Origin of the sequence: Phaeodactylibacter luteus (assembly GCF_007993045.1) — a bacterium.
In the GTDB taxonomy this organism is placed as follows: Bacteria; Bacteroidota; Bacteroidia; order Chitinophagales; family Saprospiraceae; genus Phaeodactylibacter; species Phaeodactylibacter luteus.
Map to the genome: position 1 here is coordinate 159908 of NZ_VOOR01000002.1, position 18753 is coordinate 178660.

Below are 18753 nucleotides of genomic sequence, written 5' to 3' on the forward strand. Positions count from 1 at the left end.
GGCTGGCAGGCTCCTGCCAGCCTGTCTGGTTTTTAGGCCATGGCATAGGTCTTGTGTGGTAGAAGGGGAAAGCCTCCAAGGCTACTTGACCACTATCTCTCACCCAATATCAAGGAGCTATGTCAGATGAACTGATCACCGACCAGCACATTATAGAAGAAGTGATGGCTGAAACAGAAGGCAAAAGCCTGCAGCCAACAGAAACTTTCCTGCCTCAGCATTTGACCATACTGCCCATTCAGCAGCGGCCGGTCTTCCCAGGGCTAGGCATGCCGCTTGCGTTCAAGGGCAAGGCCCTCATCAATGCGATAAAAAAAGCGGTAGAGGAACAAGACGGCTACGTCGGGCTGTCGCTTTCCGCTGGCCCGGCAGCTAAAGAGCCCGGAGACGAAGACCTCAGCGAGATAGGCACCATTTTCCAGATCGCTCGCATACAACAGCATGGCCCTGAGCTGATCCAAGTAATGGGCCGGGGGATTGCCCGCTTTACCAAAAAAAGGGCCATCTTGGTAAAGCCCGTACTCAGATGGGAGGTCACCCCTTACCCTGAGCCCGAAAACGTCAAGCCCGACCAAGATCTTAAGGCTTATATGATGGCCATCAGCGGAGAGATCAAGTCGCTCCTGCAGCTCAACCCGCTCTTTAAAGAGCAGGTCAACCTTGTGGCCTCACAGTTGAATTACGATGCCCCTGGCCATACCATGGATGTCATCAGCAATCTGCTCTCTTCAGAAACGGATGCCCTGCAGGAACTTTTGGAGACCTTCGGGCTGCACGAACGTGCACAGCTCCTGCTCCGCCTCATCAAAGAAGAGCTGCAGATTGCCCAGATCCAAAAACGGATCAATCAGCAGATAGAAGAGAAGGTCAACAAGCAGCAGAAAGAGTTTTTCTTGCGCGAACAGCTCAAAGCCATCAAAAAAGAGCTGGGGCTGGAAAAAGAGGAGGGGGAATCTGAGATCGAGAAACTGCAGAAGCGGCTGGAAGGCAAACACTTGCCGGAAGAGGCCCGCAAAACGGTAGAGGAAGAGTTTGAAAAACTGCGCACGCTGAATGTACAGTCACCCGATTTCAATGTCACCCGCAACTATCTCGAGACCATTGCCAGCCTCCCTTGGGGGCAATATACTGAAGATAGCCGCGACATCCGCAAAGCGCGCAAAGTGCTAGATGCGGAGCATTATGGGCTGGAGGAAGTCAAAGCGCGCATCTTGGAGTTCCTGAGCACGGTCATCAAGCGGGGGACGGTGAGCGGATCCATTATTTGCCTGGCCGGCCCTCCGGGCGTGGGCAAGACTTCCATAGGAAAATCGGTGGCACATGCCCTTGGGCGGGAATTTTACCGGTTTTCGGTAGGCGGTATGCGGGACGAAGCCGAGATCAAGGGCCACCGCCGGACTTACATCGGGGCCATGCCGGGGAAATTGATCCAAGCCCTGAAGCGCACCGGAGCCTCTAACCCTGTTATTATGCTCGATGAGATCGATAAAATCGGGAGCAGTTTTCAGGGGGACCCGGCCTCTGCACTGCTTGAGGTGCTTGACCCCGAGCAGAATGGCAGTTTTGTAGACCACTACCTCGATCTGCCGTTCGACTTGTCCAACGTCTTGTTCATAACAACTGCCAACCAATTAGAGACCATCCCTGCCCCTTTGCTCGACCGCATGGAGGTCATCCGGCTGGCAGGCTATATCACCCAGGAGAAGGTGCAGATTGCGAAACGCTATCTGCTCCCCAAGCAGCTCAAAGAGCACGGCTTTGCCCCAAAAGAAGTCAGCATTTCGGAGAAAGCGCTCGAGAAGATGGTGAACGACTATGCCCGGGAAGCGGGCGTCCGCAACCTAGAACAGCAAATCAAGAAAGTCATCCGCAAAGCTGCGCTTCAGCTCGCAGAGAGCGGGCAGGCTGCCCTCAAAGTCACCAAGCGCAACCTGGAAGAATTCCTTGGCAAGCCTGTATTCCGCTCTGAACGGCTTTACAATAAGGCTACGCCAGGCGTAGCCCTGGGGCTTGCCTATACGGCTATGGGCGGGGCGACCCTCTATATCGAAGCCAATGGCATCCCTTCCGCTTCCCCGGGCTTCAAACAGACTGGGCAGCTGGGGGATGTGATGAAAGAGTCGGCCGTAATTGCCAATACCTACATCCGTTCCCTGCTCGGTGAAGGCCGGCAGGAGGGCGGCAATAGCTACTTTGAGTCTCATCAAGTCCACCTACATGTGCCAGCTGGCGCTACACCGAAAGACGGCCCCTCTGCGGGCATCACTATGGCGCTGGCCTTGTACAGCCTCGCTACGGGGCAGCCTGTGCGGGACGATATCGCCATGACGGGCGAGCTGACCCTGACCGGGAAGGTGCTGCCCATTGGCGGGGTAAAGGAAAAGGCTATTGCGGCCCGGCGGGCAGGGATACATCACCTCATTTTACCGGAAGACAACCGCCGCGACTTTGAGGAGCTGCCGGCTCACATCCAAGAAGGTATAGCCGTACACTATGCTGATTATTTCGAGGATGTGCTAAAAGCTGCTTTCCCGGCTTGATTGCAGGGCAGATGCCGGACCGGATACTCGGCTCCCCGCGATAGGGGCTCCGCTGATGACGCCTCCGGCGGAGCTGAAAACCTCTTTGGCGATTTGTAGTCCTCCAAGGCGAGATTAATGCATTTTGACTTGCTCTTTTTCCCGCTCGCTGCGCCTGCTTGCGCACCGCAGGCAAGTTGAAAAGCCTCGCCGACTTCATCGTGGGGCCATGCTTTGTGTAGGCTATGCCTGCGTTTTCCGCCTTGCGAGCGGAAAAAATACCTGCGCCAACTTTGCACACCACGCAGCTGACGCGGAGCGAAATCCTGCCTTAGAGAACTATAGCGTCCGCCCACCCCAGGTTGATGGACGATATGTTGTTATATTTAGCCCATCTTTTTGTTGTTGGAGGCGGGGCGTAACGCCAAATGCGGCTAGTGCCTAATGCCAGCCGGCCTAGCGCTGCGAAGGGGTGGAAAGCCCGATAGGGCCGAGCGGACAGCGAGCCCCGCAGCATAGCGGCTCCCTGCCGACAGGCAGGGGCAGGCCCCATAAACAAAACATGACCCAGAAAAAAGCATGCCGATGAAACTTGAAGATTTAGGATACGATGCAGCGCTAGAGCGCTACAGAAAAAGCCAGAACCTGGATGCTTTTGGCGTGGGGCGGGTCATCTCAGAACACAAGGAAAGGTATGTGGTAAAAACCCCTGAAGGAGAATATGAGGGCGAAATGGTTGGGAACTTGCGTTTCACAGCGCAAAGCAGGTCTGATTTTCCTGCTGTTGGCGATTGGGTCGCTATTTCCGAATATGACGACCATAAAGTACTTATCCATTCTGTCTTCCCAAGAAGGACGGTTATCGAAAGGCAGGCTGTGGGGAGACAAGGGGAAAAGCAGATCATAGCCACGAATATTGATTATGCCTTTATTGTTCAAGCTGTTGACCGGGATTTCAACCTCAACCGGATTGAAAGGTATTTGACCATTTGCAATGCATCCAACGTAAAACCAATTATCGTTCTCAATAAAATTGACCTGATAAGCGGCAGCGAATTATCCGCGCTGGCCAGCAAAGTCCAGGAAAGGGTAAAACATGTCCAGGTCATACCAATAAGCAACGAGCATCGGACGGGATTGGAGAAGCTCAAAGCGTGTATTGAAAAAGGTAAGACCTACTGTTTGTTGGGCTCATCGGGAGTAGGGAAATCGACCCTGTTCAACAACTTATCGGGCAAGCCGCTCATGAAAACCAATACGGTCAGCAGCAGCAACCATAAAGGGCGGCACGTTACCAGCCACCGCGAATTGTTGGCCCTCGAAGAAGGGGGGATCCTGATAGATAATCCAGGGATGAGGGAAGTTGGGATTGCGGATGCTAAGGATGGGTTAGAAAAAACATTCAGTGCAATATTTGAATGGTCCCAAGGCTGCAAATTTAAAGATTGTACACACACCACCGAAGTAGGCTGCGCCGTGTTAAAAGCTGTTGAGGATGGCCAGGTCGATCGTTCATCTTACGAGAACTTCCTGAAAATGGAACGTGAAAAAGAGCACTTTGAATCCACTGTCGCTGAAAAGCGGAAAAAAGAAAAGGCGTTGGGGAAAATGGTAAAGCATTACAAGAAAGTGAATTACAAAAACCGTTAGGCTGGGTTAAGCGCTTTGGGGCTTTGCGAACTGGAGCAGCTGCCACCTGTGGCAAAGGCTTGTGAAGGGTACAGCTCCATGGCTGTGCCCCCCCTCCCACTCAGTACACTGTCCGCCTTTTTTGGTTACTTTACAGAAAACGCCTGCCATGCCAGCCGATCCAGCCTTCTACCGCCCCTCCATTTTCGAGCCTTTCCCGGGGCTGACCGCTGCGGAGAGCCGCCGGACAGGAGGCTTTAGCCCTGCCCCTTATGCCTCCCTCAACCTAGGGCTCAATACGTCAGATGAAGCGGGGCTGGTTGCCCGCAACCGAGCGCACTTCCTCAGCAGTTTAGGCTGGCACCCTGCCCAGCTGGCATACAGCCATCAAGTGCACGGGGCAGCGATCCTGACGGCCAACGGGCCTGTGCAGGAGAAAGGTTACGACGGGCTGGCCACCCAAACTCCCGGGGTTTTGCTCGGCATCACCATTGCCGATTGCGCGCCGGTCCTCATCTACGATCCGGTACAGCAGGCGGTGGCCGCCCTGCATGCGGGCTGGAGAGGGACGGCAGCAGGCATTGCGGCAAAGGGCGTACGGGCTCTGCAAAGCCAGTTTGGCTGCCAGCCAGAAAACTGCCTGGCTTACGTAGGCACCTGCATTTCCAGCGCAGCCTACGAAGTGTCGGAAGAGGTGGCTGCACAATTCCCCCCAATATGCAAATCGCCCAAGCCTGGGCTGCCCGGGAAGTGGTGGCTCGATTTGAAAGCGGCCAATGCCTTGCAGCTGCAACAGGCTGGCTTACGCCCGGAGCATATTGAGGTGTCGCCCTTTTGTACCTGGGCCAATAATGACCTTTACTTTTCACACCGCAAGGAAGAGGGGGCGACAGGCCGGATGCTGGCTGTCATAGGCTTGCAAAACGAGGTTTAGCCCCTCTCCATACCAAAAAAATCACCGTTATGAATTACTGGCTGGTCAAATCAGAGCCCGAAGCGTACGGGTACCAAGACCTTGAACAGGAAGGCACCGGCCGCTGGGACGGCGTGCGCAACTATGCCGCCCGCAATCATCTGCGGGGCATGAAAGCAGGGGACTATGTCCTGTTTTATCACAGCCGGACCGGGCTTGAAGTCGTTGGCATCTGCAAGGTGGAAAAAGAGGCCTATCCCGATCCCACCGCTGAAAAAGGGGATTGGAGCGCAGTCGACCTTTCCCCCTTCAAGCGGCTAAAGGAGCCGGTCTCTTTAAAGGCCATCAAAAGCAACCCCAAACTGCAGGATATGCCCTTGGCCCGTATCGGCCGGTTATCGGTCATGCCGCTCAGCGAAGCTGAATTCCTGGAAGTGCTCAGGATGGGCGGTACAGAATGGTAAGCTGCGCCTTCCCAAGGCAAAGCCTAGCAGCCTGTCGGAGATGTGCTGATGCGGCGAGAGCGAGATAATATTGTTCTGAACAAGGCGCGATATATTCAAGAATGGGACAAAAGGGCCCCATTCTTGAATCCAATAGCCTGAGCTACGTGACTAATAAGCAACGAAGTGCAGAATAATATTTGCCGTTCGCAGACCATTGAGCGCCTCTCCGACAGACTGCTAAACTAATAGATCAAAAAGCATCTTGCTGTCATTGAGCGTCTGATAATCGATATGGCTAGCCTGCATGCGCTGTAGGAGCCCATCGTAATCTTCCCACTTTTGCACTTGTATACCGACCAAAGCCGGGCCAGAATCCCGGTTGTGCTTTTTGGTGTATTCAAAATGGGTGATATCATCATTGGGGCCTAGCACGTTGTTCAGGAAATCGCGCAAAGCCCCAGCCCTTTGCGGGAAACGAATGATGAAGTAATGCTTTAGCCCTTCGTAGAGGAGGGAGCGCTCCTTGATCTCCTCCGTGCGGGTAATGTCATTATTGCTCCCACTGAGGATGCACACAACGTTTTTGCCGGCAATCTGCTCTTTGTAAAAGTCCAGTGCGGCTACGGTAAGGGCACCGGCAGGCTCTACTACGATGCCTTCTTCGTTGTACAGCTGCAGAATAGTGCTACAGACTTTGCCCTCAGGCACGAGTATCATGTCGTCCAATACTGTTTGCGCGATCTTGAAGGTCAGGTCCCCTACTTTGCGCACAGCAGCACCGTCTACAAAGCTGTCGATATGCTCTAGCGTGACCGGGTGCCCTGCTTTGAGAGACTCGAACATAGCAGGCGCGCCAGCAGGCTCCACGCCGATGATCTTGGTGTTGGGCGAAAGCTGATGGAAATAGCTGCCCAGCCCAGAAACCAGCCCTCCCCCTCCGATCGCACAAAAGACATAGTCGAGGGCGTCATTGCAATCCTCTAGAATTTCCAGCCCGACGGTCCCCTGCCCTTCGATGACCCGGGGGTCGTCAAAAGGGTGGATGAACTGCTTGCCGTTTGTTTTTGCGTCATCGACAGCCTCCCGGTAGGCATCATCGAAGGTATCTCCGGTAAGGACGACTTCCACCCATTCTTTCCCGAAGGATTTCACTTTTTTGACTTTCTGTTTGGGGGTGACGCTAGGCATATAGACCTTGCCCTGCACTTCCATTTTTTGGCAGGCAAATGCAAACCCCTGGGCGTGGTTGCCTGCACTGGCACAGACCACGCCATTGGAAAGGCTGGCGCGGTCGAGCGTAGCCATTTTATTGTAGGCCCCACGGATTTTATAGCTGCGAACCACCTGCATATCCTCCCTTTTCAGGAAAACCCGGGCCCCGAACTGTTCGGAAAGGTTGTAGTTGAAAGTCAGGGGGGTCGGCTCTGCCACCCCCTTGAGGCGTACTTTGGCTCGGTAAATGGACTCGACGGAAGCAAGGGGGGCTTTTTCTACGGAGGCAGGCATGTCAGTCTTTATTTTGTTGGCTGTATGAAAAAACGAAGGGCACCACAAAGGCGGGAATACCCTTGCAGTGCCCTTATGGTATAGAGATAGCTTCTATTTTTCTACTGCTTCAGGCTGATTTTCAGGGCGGAGGCTGCGGACCGTTTTGCCGGCGCGCCACATTTCGCTTTCGCGCAATTCGGCCAGCTCTGCATCCAGTTTTTCGCGGTAGTCCTCTTTGCTGTTGGAATCGATAGACCGCTGCGCTTCCTCTCCAGAGGCCACGCTGTCGTAGAGGTCTTCAAAAACAGGGGCTACGGCATCCCGGAATTTCTTCCACCAGTCCAGTGCTCCCCGCTGAGCAGTAGTGGAGCAGTTAGCGTACATCCAGTCCATGCCATTTTCCGCCACAAGCGGCATCAGGCTTTGCGTGAGCTCCTCCACAGATTCGTTGAACGCCTCGGATGGGCTGTGGCCACGGCGGCGCAGCAGGTCGTACTGAGCGGCGAAGAGCCCCTGAATAGCGCCCATCAGTGAGCCGCGCTCCCCGGTAAGGTCGCTGTAGACCTCCTTCTGAAAGGTCGTCTCGAAGAGATAGCCAGATCCAACGCCTATGCCTAATGCTACCACCCGCTCCTGTGCGCGGCCGGTGGCATCCTGGAAGATAGCGAAGCTAGAGTTCAGCCCTTTGCCTGCTACGAACAGCCTGCGCAAGCTCGTGCCAGAGCCCTTGGGGGCAACAAGGATGACATCAATGTCTTTCGGCGGCACAATACCTGTACGCTCCTTATACGTAATGCCAAAGCCATGGGAAAAGTACAGCGCTTTCCCCGCAGTGAGGTGGGGCTTGATGGCCGGCCAGAGCGCAATTTGGGCGGCATCGCTAAGGAGGTACTGAATGACGGTACCCCGCTTGGCAGCTTCCTCGATTGGGAAAAGGTTGACGCCCGGCTCCCAGCCGTCGGCCACGGCTTTGTCCCATGTTTTGGACTCCTGCCGCTGCCCTACGATTACGTTAAAACCATTGTCGCGGAGGTTGAGCGCCTGCCCAGGCCCTTGGACGCCATAGCCAATTACGGCTATAGTCTCCTCTTTCATGGTCGCTCTTGCTTTCTCCAGTGGGAATTCGTCGCGGGTAACTACATTTTCCTCTACCCCGCCAAAGTTCATTTTTGCCATAGCTGAACAGTCATTTCTTATTTCGTAAATCGTCCTAGTCGTGCTAGTTTTATGAATCTGTCAGCTAAGTAAAGGAAATTATCCCCGCCAGGCAGGTCAATCCTCCCTGCTTTACCCGACCCTTGAAATACATTCTGCATGCCGAAAAACAGGCAAAATTCTTAAAGCAACGCTACAACCGAAAGCACCTTAACCCTTGAATTGCAGTAAAATAGAAAACAGGCAGGCTGGCTTAAAACCAACCGGCCTGTTTGGCTTGCCTGCAAGAACGGCCACAAGCGTATTACGAAATCCAAGAACCTCGGCTGCTCTTAATCGATAGTGGGCGTATCGAGCTGCGCCAGGTTGGCCTCAATCTCCTCCTGAGTGACTTCGTGGTGCTCGAGGTTGCCGCTGAGGTAAGTCTCGTAGGCCGCCAAATCGAAGTTGCCATGCCCACAAAGGTGGATCAGGATGGTTTCGGCCCTGCCCTCTTCTTTGCAGCGTTTGGCTTCCTGAATAGCGGTTGCAATAGCATGGTTGGTCTCCGGTGCAGGCAGTATGCCTTCTGTTTTGGCAAAAAGGACGCCTGCCTCGAAGCACTCGAGCTGATCATGAGCACGTGCTTCGATGAGCTTGTCGCGGAGCAATTGGCTCACGACGACGCCTGCACCGTGGTACCTCAGCCCTCCAGCGTGGATAGGCGCAGGCACAAAGTTGTGGCCCAGGGTGTACATGGGGAGCAGCGGGGTCATGCCCACCATATCGCCGAAATCGTACCGGAATACGCCCCGGGTCAGTTTGGGGCAGCTGGCCGGCTCGCTGGCAATACAGCGGATGTTTTTGCCTTCCTCCAGGTTTAGGCGCAAGAATGGGAAGCTGATGCCCGCGAAATTGGAGCCTCCGCCAAATGGCGCGACCACGATATCCGGCAGGTCGCCGGCTTTTTCCATTTGCTTTACGGCCTCCAGCCCGATCACGGTCTGGTGCATGAGCACGTGGTTGAGCACACTGCCCAGAGCGTATTTGGTATGCTCATCGCTTGCTGCCCGCTCTACCGCCTCAGAGATGGCGATGCCCAAGCTGCCTGGCGAATCCGGGTCCATTGCCAGGACTTTCCGGCCAGCCTCGGTCGTGTCAGTCGGAGAAGCATAAACCTGCGCCCCCCAAGTGTTCATCAGGATTTTCCGGTATGGCTTCTGCTTAAAGCTGATTTTGACCATATAGACCTCGCATTCGATGCCGAAGTGCTGGCAGGCGAAGCTCAAGGCGCTGCCCCACTGCCCTGCGCCAGTCTCTGTGGTGATCCGCTTTACGCCTTCCTGCTTGTTGTAGTAAGCTTGGGCGACCGCTGTATTGGGCTTGTGGGAGCCGGATGGGCTGACGCCTTCGTACTTGTAGTAAATTTTGGCTGGCGTGTCCAACGCTTTTTCCAGGTTGCGGGCACGGAACATAGGCGTAGGGCGCCAGATTTTGTACACCTCGCGCACTTCTTCCGGGATTTCAATCCATTTTTCCTGGGAGACCTCCTGCTGTATCAAGGCCATTGGGAAGAGGGGCGCAAGGGCTTCGGGCCCGATAGGCGCTCTCGTTCCGGGGTGGAGGGGCGGGAGCGGCTTGTTGGGCATATCGGCTACGATATTGTACCAAGCTTCCGGGATTTCCTTTTCTGAAAGTGTGATTTTCCGAGTGCTCATGCGATCTGTTTGAGAGTTAAGTATTGGTCAATTGCTCGTTAATTTATAACAAATACGGCAAAACCCTACCCTGCCCAAACAAAGTGCCTTGATTTTTACGGTTTACTTACGTGCGATCTGCATGAAATAGTGCCAGACCCCTCCGTATGCCGGTTTCACGGTAAGGCTGACCGGGTCGAAGTTCTCTTTGATCCACGGGGACAGGTGGGCATCCATTCGTACATGGTTGTTGCCCATGTGTGCTTTGAACCAAGGGAAGCGGGAATCGTGGAAATCTGCTACGGCGAGCACACCGCCGGGCTTCAGGTCTTCATAGGCTTGCTGTAGGAGCGATTTCCAGTGTGGGTTGATCATCGTCAGCGAATACGAGAACAATACCGCATCCATCTGATTGTTGAAATGCATATCGCCCAGCTGATACGGCCGCTGCTCCAGCTTCACCCTTCCCCCGAAAGGTTGTACGGCTTGGCTCGCCCGGCTGATCATATGGCCGGAAACGTCTAAGCCCGTGATTTGCGCCTTGGGGAAACGCTTGGCGAGCAAACGGAGGTTATACCCCGTGCCACAGCCTACTTCCAGTATCCGCTGCGGGGCGCTACGGTCTAAAGGGAGCCGCCGGACAATCTCTTCCCGGCCGAACAGAAAAGCCCAACGGGTAAGGTCGTAAATTTTGGACTGCAGCACGTAGTACTGCTCCATCGCCTGATTCTGTTCTTCTGCAGAAGCGGTCAGTCTTGACATAGGTTCATTTTTTTACCGGACTACCCCCAAGTATACGCTAGCGTAAGTCCCTACCCGGTCTAGCCGGTGGGTTTTGGCGGTCAAGGCTTGTTCAAAATCAAGGGCATCTTGGACAAAATCAGGGAAGAAGCCTACCTGATGAGCAGCAGAGCGGAGGAGGATGCGGGTGCCGGGGCGGCTGTTGTCCAAAATGAGCCGCCACTCTTCCGCCAGCGCTGTCCTGTTGTTGGCGGCAAGCCAATCCTGATGATCGAGCAAGACGAAATGGGAATAGGCTCCGGGGTTGTCCTTTAAGAATTGTGCAATAGTAGTAGTCTGTGGGTTGAGGCGTGTTTCTCGGGAGCGCAAAGCAGCGAAGTGCCCGGGCAGCAAGTAGTTGGGGGCACAATCTTTGGTATAGGAGCCATAAAGGTACAGGCGCCAAAAATAGTTGTCGTGCAGGGGCAGCTCCATAAAGACTTTCCGCAGGCACTCTTGGATAAACCCAAGGGCTCCCCTTTCATACCTACGGATAAAGAGCTCCTGCTGAGCGCGGGGGACGCCCACAAGGCACATCGTCAGATGGCGGTTGACCATCCACTCTACCATATTGTTGAGGAAGCGGGGCTCAATGCTTTGGTACAGAGCTGCCTGCTCTTGCAGGGTAGCCGCTGAAAACATTTCCTCTACCTGCCGGAACAGCCCTTTGCGGCTGCGCAAGTAGTTGCTGGCCAGCCAGGCGAAGGTGCCGGAAGAGCCATAATGGTAAAAAGACTTCCTCAGCCCACGGGCATTGAAATAAGCAAGGTGGCTGTCCCAGTAGTCTGCTGCATAACCTGGCAAGGCCGGGCGCAGCACCTGCTGATAATGGCTGGCAAAGCCTTCCCAGGCCCCTTCTCCAAATGTGCTGAACAGGGCTTCATGCCCGCTGTTGCGGAAAAAGGCACGCTTGAGCTCTAGAAGCGCATTCTGCCTTGGGTTCATATCAATGCAGTGCACCGCTTTGGGGCTATCGAGCAGATAATCCAGTGCATTGCAGCCAGCGCTTGTGATCATGACAATTTCACTATCGGGGCGGATATCCATGAGCTCCCGGTCGCAGCGGGGGTCTTCCCAGCAAGTGTTGTAGACTAGGTTGTTGGTGTGCACCTTTTGGAAAACCCAGTCACGGAGGCGGTTGATCTTTGTCACTTTTTATTTTCAAAGATAGCCTGCCCTCTGCGGCAGGCTGTTTGCCCACCTTTAAGCTTTTGATAATTAATTGTAAAATGTAGCTCAAAGCAGGCGGGGAAGGATATGCTTGAGCGCAACGGCCTGATTGTACTGTTCGTCCCGGGCACTGTAAAGCAGTGTGACAGGACCTTCCTTCAGCCATCCCCTGAAACAGGACAGGACTTCAGGCCGGTGTTTCAATTCTTCTTCATACCGTGCAACAAACCCTTCCCATCGCTCGGGCTGATGGGCAAACCATTTGCGCAGCTCAGCGCTCGGGCTCGCTTCCTTCAGCCAGATATGCCAAGGGGCTTGCCCCTTGCTCATGCCCCGCGGCCAAAGACGGTCAACCAGTATCCGCCGCCCGTCACCTGAGGCAGGGGCTTCGTAGATCCGCTTGGCATAAATGGGGTTAATGCGGGGCAGTGCGGGGTCCATGCTCAAGTGGTTTAGCCGGTTTCAGTTTTCAAGCGGTTTGACAGCCCAAAGCCCGATGCTGATGCCGTCCGCTCCGCCCAATGTGCTGTGAGCTTGGAGCCACCTTGTCTAATTTCGTGGGAGGGGGCCTGCCCCTGCCTCGCGGCAGGTGCCGCTATGCTACGGGGCTCGCTGCCCGCTCGGCCCTATCGGGCTTACACCCCTCCGCAGCGCTAGGCCAATGCCAGGCTAAAGCCCGGCAAGCCCGGAAGGCCCAGAATGGGCTGTCAGGGAGGAAAAGCGGCTCAGCTTTGGGCCCCACCGCTTTCCCTCACTGACAGCCCTACACAGAACACGGCGGATTACCAGAAATAACCTACCACCAGGGCAGTCAGAATAAGCAGCAGGACTGCGAGGATGCGATAATTTTGGTACCAAGGCAGCCCTTTCAGCTCTTCCCTTTCCTGTTGGAAAAGCCCCTTGTTCCAGGTCAATTCTGCTACCTGCTCCTCGCTGGGCGAAGCGGTAGCCAGGCTCACCACGACATGTACAGCCAAACACATCACCCACATGATGAAAGCCATGGAGAGGAAGTGGATGCCGGTCAGGGCAGCCATCCATGCAGGCACATCCTCGGGGGCCATACTGCTGGCCGAAACCTGCAGGACCAACATAAATACAGCAAAGACAAAACCAAACAGCAGGCTGACAATAGAGCCGGTAGGGCTTGCCCGTTTCCAGAACAGCCCTAGGACAAAAGTCGCCACAGCAGGAGGGGCCGTGTAGCTGATGACCAACTGCAGGTACTGCCACAAAGAATCGGATACCTTTTCGATGTAGGGCACCCAAGCTGAAGCCAGGACGACGAGGACCAGGGTTGCGATCTGCCCTGCACGCACCAGCTGCTTGCTTGTCATATCCGGCTTGATATTCCGGATGAAATCCATGGTGATCAGCGTTGAAGCAGAATTGAAAGTTGCGGAAACAGAGGACATCATAGCGGCCAAGAGGCCCGCCACGACAAGCCCCAAAATACCAGAGGGCAGCAGCTGCATCAACAAGACCGGGTAGGTCAGGTTGGCGCATTCGGAAAGATCTTGGCAGGGCGTCCCATCTGCAGTAATGTAGTTCAGCCCTGAAATGTCCAGCTCGGAGAAGGTCAGCAGCGCAAGCACGCCGGGCACGATCATGATGAAAATCACAGGGAGCTTCAGCAAGCCAGCAAAGAGCGCACCCCACCGGCCATGATTGAGGTCGCGGGCGCCCAGCACCCGCTGCACCATAAATTGATTGTTGGCCCAAAAGTAGAAGCCCAAGAGCGGCACACCAGTCAGCAGGCCATACCAGGGCATGAACTCGTCATTGCCCGGCCGCACCAAGCTGAAAGCCTCTTCAGCTGTGGAAGGCGCATAATGGCCTGCGGCACGTGCGGCTTCCACACTTGCCACTTCGCCGGCCTGCAGGCGCTCGGTCAGGGCTGCCATCATGTCTCCCCAGCCGCCGCCAAACTCCTGAAAGGCAAAATAGGTCAGCAAAATGGAGCCGACCACCAGCAATATGGCTTGTATCACCTCGGTCTGAATCACGGAGTTGAGCCCACCGGGGATCGTGTAGGCCGCAGCCGCAATAGCCAACAGCAGGATGATCTGCCAGGAAGGCAGCGCGGGAAAAAGCAGTTTGAGCACAATGCTGCCCACATAAAGCCCTGCCGCGGTATCAACCATTACGTTGCCAATGATGGTAATGAAGGAAAAATAGTACCGGGATTTACGGTCGTACCGCTTTTCCAAAAACTCCGGCATAGTGTATACGCCAGATTTGAGGTAGAACGGCAAAAAGAAAATCGCAAAGAAAATGAGGACGACCACCGCATACCATTCATAGTTGTACACATGTATGTTGGTCTTGTAGGCGTCCCCTGCCAGCCCAATGAGGGTAGAGCTCGAAATATTGGCAGAAAAAAGGGCGATGCCCACGATCGGCCAGGTCATGCCCCGCCCTGCCAAAAAGTAATCTTCAGAACTGTCCCGTTTGCCATGGTAAATGCCGTAACCGATAATTAATACAGCGTAAGCCAGCATTATGCCGATGTCTAGCCCACTCAGCTGGAATTGATCCATCATGTTGCTACTTAGTTTGGTTGATTGATTAGACTATGTTGGGAATGTATTGGTCAGGGCTGAACGCTAAAATATATCAATTGAGGCAACCTGACACTATAATATTTTCCTTTTAGCTCAATTTGGTGCATTTCATTCCAAAACAGTGCTTGAGACGGGATACAAAAAAGAGCGGCACCAAAAATGGCCCGCTCTTATAAGAAATCACCCGACTGTTATTAAGAAGGGTTGCCCCTTCAAAATATACACTCTTAAATATTTTTGCAGGGCATTTTGCTCCGCCCCGGCATAATCATCAACTGAGAATCCAAAATTACAAATTCCCGACTAACTGTTAAAATTATCTTAACATTTTCTATGGTCTGCGCCCGGCAGCCAAAGCAGCGGAAAGCAGCACACAGGCCCCTTTAAAACGCTATCTTACTGAAAATCAAACCCTAAATCTTAGTGTTACAGATTGAGCCATAGCAACAGGAATTTGTTTTTTACACTAATATGATATTAGCGAATATCCGCTAAAACCCATTTTGCCCTGCTGTTTAGCGAGTGCCGGGGCTTTGCCTTCTAGCCGAGCCTGTTCAACACACAACAAGCCCTACCGGGGCACCGGACTAGCGCTGCGGAGGGGTGTAAGCCCGTTAGGGCCGAGCGGATAGCGAGCCCCGTAGCATAGCGGCACCTGCCGCGAGGCAGGGGCAGGCCCCAAAAAAGGAAAGCTGTTTTGCCCCCAAGCGGCGCTTAATCAGGCCAGAGCTCGATGTGGTCATCCATTAGGCGGAGGTCGATGGTATTGGCGGTAGCGAGCCAATCCATAAAATAAGCCCCCAGCATTTCGCGCCTCCAGCTTTCGCCTATCGCCTCTTTGGCGGTCTCTTCCCCGCTGCGTATGGCTTTGAGGATATTCCTTGGCACTACCATGTTAATGGAGATGTCTTCTTGCAGGCAACGGTAGCGGATAACCTGGTAGAGCAGCTCCATGAGCACCTCTTCCTCTGCGGGCGTATCTGATTCTTTTGGGATACGGGCGAGCACCCCTTCTTCCTCTGCCGTGATCGGCTGATGGAACAAGTCCTCGAAGGTTTTCCCGTATTTCTGAGCCAGTTTATCGGGCACCCTACGGTTTTGCTTCAGGGCATTGCCACCGGAAGAGATGCCCCTTACGATGTGGCTGATGTACTTGGCGGGCAGCACCATTTCTTTGGAGTGGTCCCTTCGCTTGGCGGTTTCGTTCCGCCAGGCGAAAAGGCGGAGCAGGAAGGCTTTCTCTTTGCGATTGAGGTTCCGCATGAGATTGCTCTTGATGGCATCGTGGTGGGGGTCGCGGTAGTAGTAGCTTTCTTTCTCCAATTGGCTGAACTCCTCCGCGGCCCAGTGTGCCCGGTTGCGGCCATCCAACTTCTGTGACAAGTTTTTCCAGAGAGTAGGCAGGGGCAGCACATCGTCCAATGCATAGCGGACCTGCTTCTGATCGAAAGGCCGGGCTTCCCAATCGGTAACTGCATAGCCCTTTTTGAGGTGTTGCCCAGTCTCCCCTTCCACCAGCTTGCGGAAAGAGACGGGGTAGCTGTAGCCTACAAACCCGGCAGCGATTTGAGTGTCAAAAAGATTGGCGGGCAGGGTCCCGTACAAATTGTACAGTAGGCGGTAGTCATTGTCGCCCGCATGGGTGATCTTCAGTATGGCTGGGTCGCTGATGAGCTTGAGGAAAGGGCCGAGCGCGCCATCGAGCTGAATGGGGTCTATGAGGTAGAGGCCATGCTCGGAAATGACCTGAATAAGGCAGAGGCGGGTTGTGTAGCGCTTCTCCCCTACAAACTCGGTATCAAATCCGATCCAGGAAACATTTTTGTGCTGTTCGTAAAATTGCTGTAGTGCTCCTGCCCCATCGATCAGGGAATAAGCAGGCAATGAGTTGGACATGTAATTCTGTTTATGGTACAAGCAGGCCCCGGCAGCTATTTGCCGGGGCCTGGTATTCTTTACAAAGGTATGTTGCCGTGCTTCTTCTTTGGCAATACGGCCACTTTATTTTCCAGCATGGCAAAGGCCTTGATCAGCTTGCGCCGGGAATCAACGGGGTCGATGACTTCATCCACAAAGCCCCGGCTGGCTGCACGGTAAGGGTGGGCAAATTTGCGCTGATACTCTTCCTCTTTTTCTTTCAGCATAGCCTCGGGGTCGTCTGCTGCCATGATCTCCCTGCGGAAAATGATTTCCGAAGCGCCTTTGGCGCCCATCACCGCAATCTCTGCCGATGGCCAGGCAAAATTCATATCGGCCCCGATGTGCTTAGAGTTCATCACATCGTAGGCCCCGCCGTAAGCCTTTCGGGTAATGAGGGTAATGCGCGGCACAGTCGCTTCGCTGAAGGCATACAACAGTTTTGCGCCATTGACGATGATGCCGTTCCACTCCTGATCTGTGCCGGGCAGGAAGCCCGGTACGTCTACCAGGACAAGCAGGGGGATATTGAAACAATCGCAGAAGCGCACGAAGCGGGCGCCTTTTTTGGAGCTCTCCACATCGAGCACCCCGGCCAGGCTCATAGGCTGATTGCCTACAATGCCGATGCTGCGGCCGCCCAGGCGGGCAAAACCGACCACGATATTGTCTGCGTAGTGGGGGTGGATTTCAAAGAAAGAGGCTTCGTCTACTATCCCATTGACCACATCCCGGATATCATAGGGCTGATTGGCGTTTTCTGGCACGATATCCCGCAATTTGGGGCGCAGCTCATCCCCCGGCTCGTAGGGCAGCTTTGCCGGCTTATCTTCGCAATTCTGCGGCATATAGCTGAGCAACTGCCTGATCTTAGCGATACAGTCTATATCATTGGCTGCGGTCACATGCGTCACACCAGATTTGGTAGAATGGGCTGAAGCCCCGCCGAGCTCTTCGGCTGTCACCTCCTCGTTGGTCACCGTTTTGACCACGTTGGGGCCCGTAACGAACATATAAGAGGTATTCTCCACCATCACGGTGAAATCGGTCATAGCCGGAGAGTAGACCGCACCGCCGGCGCAAGGCCCCATAATAGCAGAGATCTGCGGCACCACCCCTGAGGCCATAACGTTGCGGTAAAAAATATCCGCATACCCGCCAAGGGAGCGCACCCCTTCCTGAATACGCGCCCCACCGGAATCGTTGAGCCCTATTACGGGCGCCCCGTTCTTCATGGCCATATCCATGATTTTGCAGATTTTCTCTGCGTGGGTTTCGGAAAGCGAGCCTCCGAAGACGGTGAAATCCTGAGCGAAGACATAGACCAGCCGCCCATCGATCGTACCATAGCCGGTCACGACCCCATCACCGGGGATACGCTGCTTTTCCATGCCAAAATCGGTGCAGCGGTGTTTCACAAAAGCGCCAATCTCTTCGAATGAGCCTTTGTCCAGCAGGAAGTGCACGCGCTCGCGGGCTGTCAGCTTTCCCTTTTCGTGCTGCTTTTCGATTCGCTTTTGGCCACCGCCAAGCCTGGCCTCTGCCAGCCGGTCTTTAAGTTCCGCAAGTCGGTCTTTCATATTTCTTGTTTTATGCTTGCTAATGAGGCTTGTGCTTCAACAGGATGCGGCTTCCTTACCAGAAAACCCTTGCCTACGGCATGCCGAGCTTTGCCGAACAAGGCCCGGTCTAGTGCAATGATGCTATCTGTCAACTTGGCCAGGGCAGGCTCTTTTGTGGTCGGCCTGAGCGCCAGCCCGTTGTCCGGCTGCTCTTTTAGGTTGGTCGCGTTGGCTTTGAAGAGCCGTTGTATGACGCCAGTCCAGTACATCTCTAGCAGCCCGATGAGATGCCCGCTAAGGTTGTGCTCCTCGACCACCTCCAGCCCATAGTTTTTTGCCCACCCTCTGAAATCAGAGCCGGAGACGAGGTATTCATGCCCAAAGGCGTATGCGCCCTGCGCGATTTTCCCCTGCCCCAGCCAGCGCAGCAAACGGTTGATGGGGTCGTAGGTCAACGGGAAGTCCAAGTTGGGGAAGGTGATGAGGGCGGCCCCTCCGGGCTTGAGCACCCGCTGAACCTCTTCCATCATCCGGGCGGGCTGCCCTACATGCTCTATCACATCTACTGAGGTGATGAGGTCGAAGTGGTTGTCTGGGAAAGACAATGCGAGCGCGTTCTCCACCCGGTAGGATAAGTTCGGCACGCCTTGGTTGAGCTTTTGGGCATAAGCCACATCTGCTTCGTTGATATCGCAGGCAATCAGGGTGGTACAAAAACGGCTTACCATATGATCGTAGTCCCCCTCTCCGGTGCCCAAGTTGAGGGCCAGCCCGAAGGCTCCCCCCTCAGAGAGCTCCTCTAGCTTGCGCCGGACAAAGGTGTAGCGGTTACGGTAAGTCGGGAATAAAAGTTTATAATTCATGTTCTATGTTCAAGCCTGTCCGGCAGCGGCTCTGCCTGCTGCAAAAACGAGGCACAAAATTAACAAACACT

At 54.4% G+C, this 18753-nt stretch carries 14 protein-coding genes; 4 read left to right on the forward strand and 10 right to left on the reverse strand.

Going from position 1 to position 18753, the window contains the following annotated elements; translation table 11 throughout:
- Positions 1 to 119 precede the first annotated feature (119 nt).
- The 4 genes from lon to FRY97_RS01625 all read left to right on the forward strand — a co-directional run bounded on the left by lon (position 120) and on the right by FRY97_RS01625 (position 5525).
- The gene (gene lon / locus FRY97_RS01610) at positions 120 to 2540 is read left to right on the forward strand and encodes an endopeptidase La (protein ID WP_147165666.1); all 2421 of its coding nucleotides are present in this window, start codon (positions 120 to 122) and stop codon (positions 2538 to 2540) included.
- 564 nt (positions 2541 to 3104) lie between these two features.
- Positions 3105 to 4169, forward strand: coding sequence for a ribosome small subunit-dependent GTPase A (gene rsgA / locus FRY97_RS01615; RefSeq protein ID WP_147165667.1), 1065 nt, complete (start codon positions 3105 to 3107; stop codon positions 4167 to 4169).
- Between the two features lie 148 nt (positions 4170 to 4317).
- Positions 4318 to 5082 carry a peptidoglycan editing factor PgeF gene (gene pgeF, locus FRY97_RS01620; protein ID WP_147165668.1) on the forward strand — a complete coding sequence of 255 codons (765 nt, stop codon included), beginning with the start codon at positions 4318 to 4320 and terminating at the stop codon, positions 5080 to 5082.
- Positions 5083 to 5111: 29 nt separating this feature from the next.
- A complete protein-coding gene (locus FRY97_RS01625) occupies positions 5112 to 5525 on the forward strand; it encodes an EVE domain-containing protein (protein ID WP_147165669.1) in 414 nt (137 codons plus the stop codon).
- A gap of 219 nt (positions 5526 to 5744) precedes the next feature.
- Here FRY97_RS01625 and ilvA read toward each other — a convergent pair whose 3' ends face one another.
- The 10 genes from ilvA to FRY97_RS01675 form a co-directional block, all read right to left on the reverse strand.
- A complete protein-coding gene (ilvA, locus tag FRY97_RS01630; RefSeq protein ID WP_147165670.1) occupies positions 5745 to 7013 on the reverse strand; it encodes a threonine ammonia-lyase in 1269 nt (422 codons plus the stop codon).
- A 93-nt stretch (positions 7014 to 7106) separates the two neighbouring features.
- Positions 7107 to 8171 (reverse strand): ketol-acid reductoisomerase, encoded by a 1065-nt coding sequence (gene ilvC, locus FRY97_RS01635; protein ID WP_147165671.1) that lies wholly within the window; start codon positions 8169 to 8171, stop codon positions 7107 to 7109.
- A gap of 311 nt (positions 8172 to 8482) precedes the next feature.
- Positions 8483 to 9847 carry a TrpB-like pyridoxal phosphate-dependent enzyme gene (locus FRY97_RS01640; RefSeq protein ID WP_147165672.1) on the reverse strand — a complete coding sequence of 455 codons (1365 nt, stop codon included), beginning with the start codon at positions 9845 to 9847 and terminating at the stop codon, positions 8483 to 8485.
- Between the two features lie 102 nt (positions 9848 to 9949).
- Positions 9950 to 10588, reverse strand: a complete 639-nt coding sequence (locus FRY97_RS01645) for a class I SAM-dependent methyltransferase (protein ID WP_147165673.1) — start codon at positions 10586 to 10588, stop codon at positions 9950 to 9952.
- 12 nt (positions 10589 to 10600) lie between these two features.
- A complete protein-coding gene (locus FRY97_RS01650; RefSeq protein WP_147165674.1) occupies positions 10601 to 11758 on the reverse strand; it encodes a DUF3419 family protein in 1158 nt (385 codons plus the stop codon).
- 84 nt (positions 11759 to 11842) lie between these two features.
- The gene (locus FRY97_RS01655) at positions 11843 to 12217 is read right to left on the reverse strand and encodes a DUF488 domain-containing protein (RefSeq protein WP_147165675.1); all 375 of its coding nucleotides are present in this window, start codon (positions 12215 to 12217) and stop codon (positions 11843 to 11845) included.
- Between the two features lie 341 nt (positions 12218 to 12558).
- On the reverse strand, positions 12559 to 14319 hold the full coding sequence (locus FRY97_RS01660; protein ID WP_246141507.1) for a sodium:solute symporter: 1761 nt from the start codon (positions 14317 to 14319) through the stop codon (positions 12559 to 12561).
- Between the two features lie 735 nt (positions 14320 to 15054).
- The gene (locus FRY97_RS01665; RefSeq protein WP_147165676.1) at positions 15055 to 16236 is read right to left on the reverse strand and encodes a ribonuclease D; all 1182 of its coding nucleotides are present in this window, start codon (positions 16234 to 16236) and stop codon (positions 15055 to 15057) included.
- Positions 16237 to 16295: 59 nt separating this feature from the next.
- Complete coding sequence (locus FRY97_RS01670) at positions 16296 to 17837, reverse strand: acyl-CoA carboxylase subunit beta (RefSeq protein ID WP_147165677.1); 1542 nt, start codon at positions 17835 to 17837, stop codon at positions 16296 to 16298.
- Positions 17834 to 18682 (reverse strand): class I SAM-dependent methyltransferase, encoded by an 849-nt coding sequence (locus FRY97_RS01675; RefSeq protein ID WP_147165678.1) that lies wholly within the window; start codon positions 18680 to 18682, stop codon positions 17834 to 17836. The genes FRY97_RS01670 and FRY97_RS01675 overlap by 4 nt, the downstream gene beginning before the upstream one ends.
- Positions 18683 to 18753: the final 71 nt, after the last annotated feature.

What these genes read in the sequence shown, in the direction of transcription:
- lon (WP_147165666.1), top strand. Translation starts at nt 120, where the DNA reads ATGTCAGATGAACTGATCACCGACCAGCACATTATAGAAGAAGTGATG.
- rsgA (WP_147165667.1), top strand. Translation starts at nt 3,105, where the DNA reads ATGAAACTTGAAGATTTAGGATACGATGCAGCGCTAGAGCGCTACAGA.
- pgeF (WP_147165668.1), top strand. Translation starts at nt 4,318, where the DNA reads ATGCCAGCCGATCCAGCCTTCTACCGCCCCTCCATTTTCGAGCCTTTC.
- FRY97_RS01625 (WP_147165669.1), top strand. Translation starts at nt 5,112, where the DNA reads ATGAATTACTGGCTGGTCAAATCAGAGCCCGAAGCGTACGGGTACCAA.
- ilvA (WP_147165670.1), bottom strand. Translation starts at nt 7,013, where the DNA reads ATGCCTGCCTCCGTAGAAAAAGCCCCCCTTGCTTCCGTCGAGTCCATT.
- ilvC (WP_147165671.1), bottom strand. Translation starts at nt 8,171, where the DNA reads ATGGCAAAAATGAACTTTGGCGGGGTAGAGGAAAATGTAGTTACCCGC.
- FRY97_RS01640 (WP_147165672.1), bottom strand. Translation starts at nt 9,847, where the DNA reads ATGAGCACTCGGAAAATCACACTTTCAGAAAAGGAAATCCCGGAAGCT.
- FRY97_RS01645 (WP_147165673.1), bottom strand. Translation starts at nt 10,588, where the DNA reads ATGTCAAGACTGACCGCTTCTGCAGAAGAACAGAATCAGGCGATGGAG.
- FRY97_RS01655 (WP_147165675.1), bottom strand. Translation starts at nt 12,217, where the DNA reads ATGGACCCCGCACTGCCCCGCATTAACCCCATTTATGCCAAGCGGATC.
- FRY97_RS01660 (WP_246141507.1), bottom strand. Translation starts at nt 14,319, where the DNA reads ATGATGGATCAATTCCAGCTGAGTGGGCTAGACATCGGCATAATGCTG.
- FRY97_RS01665 (WP_147165676.1), bottom strand. Translation starts at nt 16,236, where the DNA reads ATGTCCAACTCATTGCCTGCTTATTCCCTGATCGATGGGGCAGGAGCA.
- FRY97_RS01670 (WP_147165677.1), bottom strand. Translation starts at nt 17,837, where the DNA reads ATGAAAGACCGACTTGCGGAACTTAAAGACCGGCTGGCAGAGGCCAGG.
- FRY97_RS01675 (WP_147165678.1), bottom strand. Translation starts at nt 18,682, where the DNA reads ATGAATTATAAACTTTTATTCCCGACTTACCGTAACCGCTACACCTTT.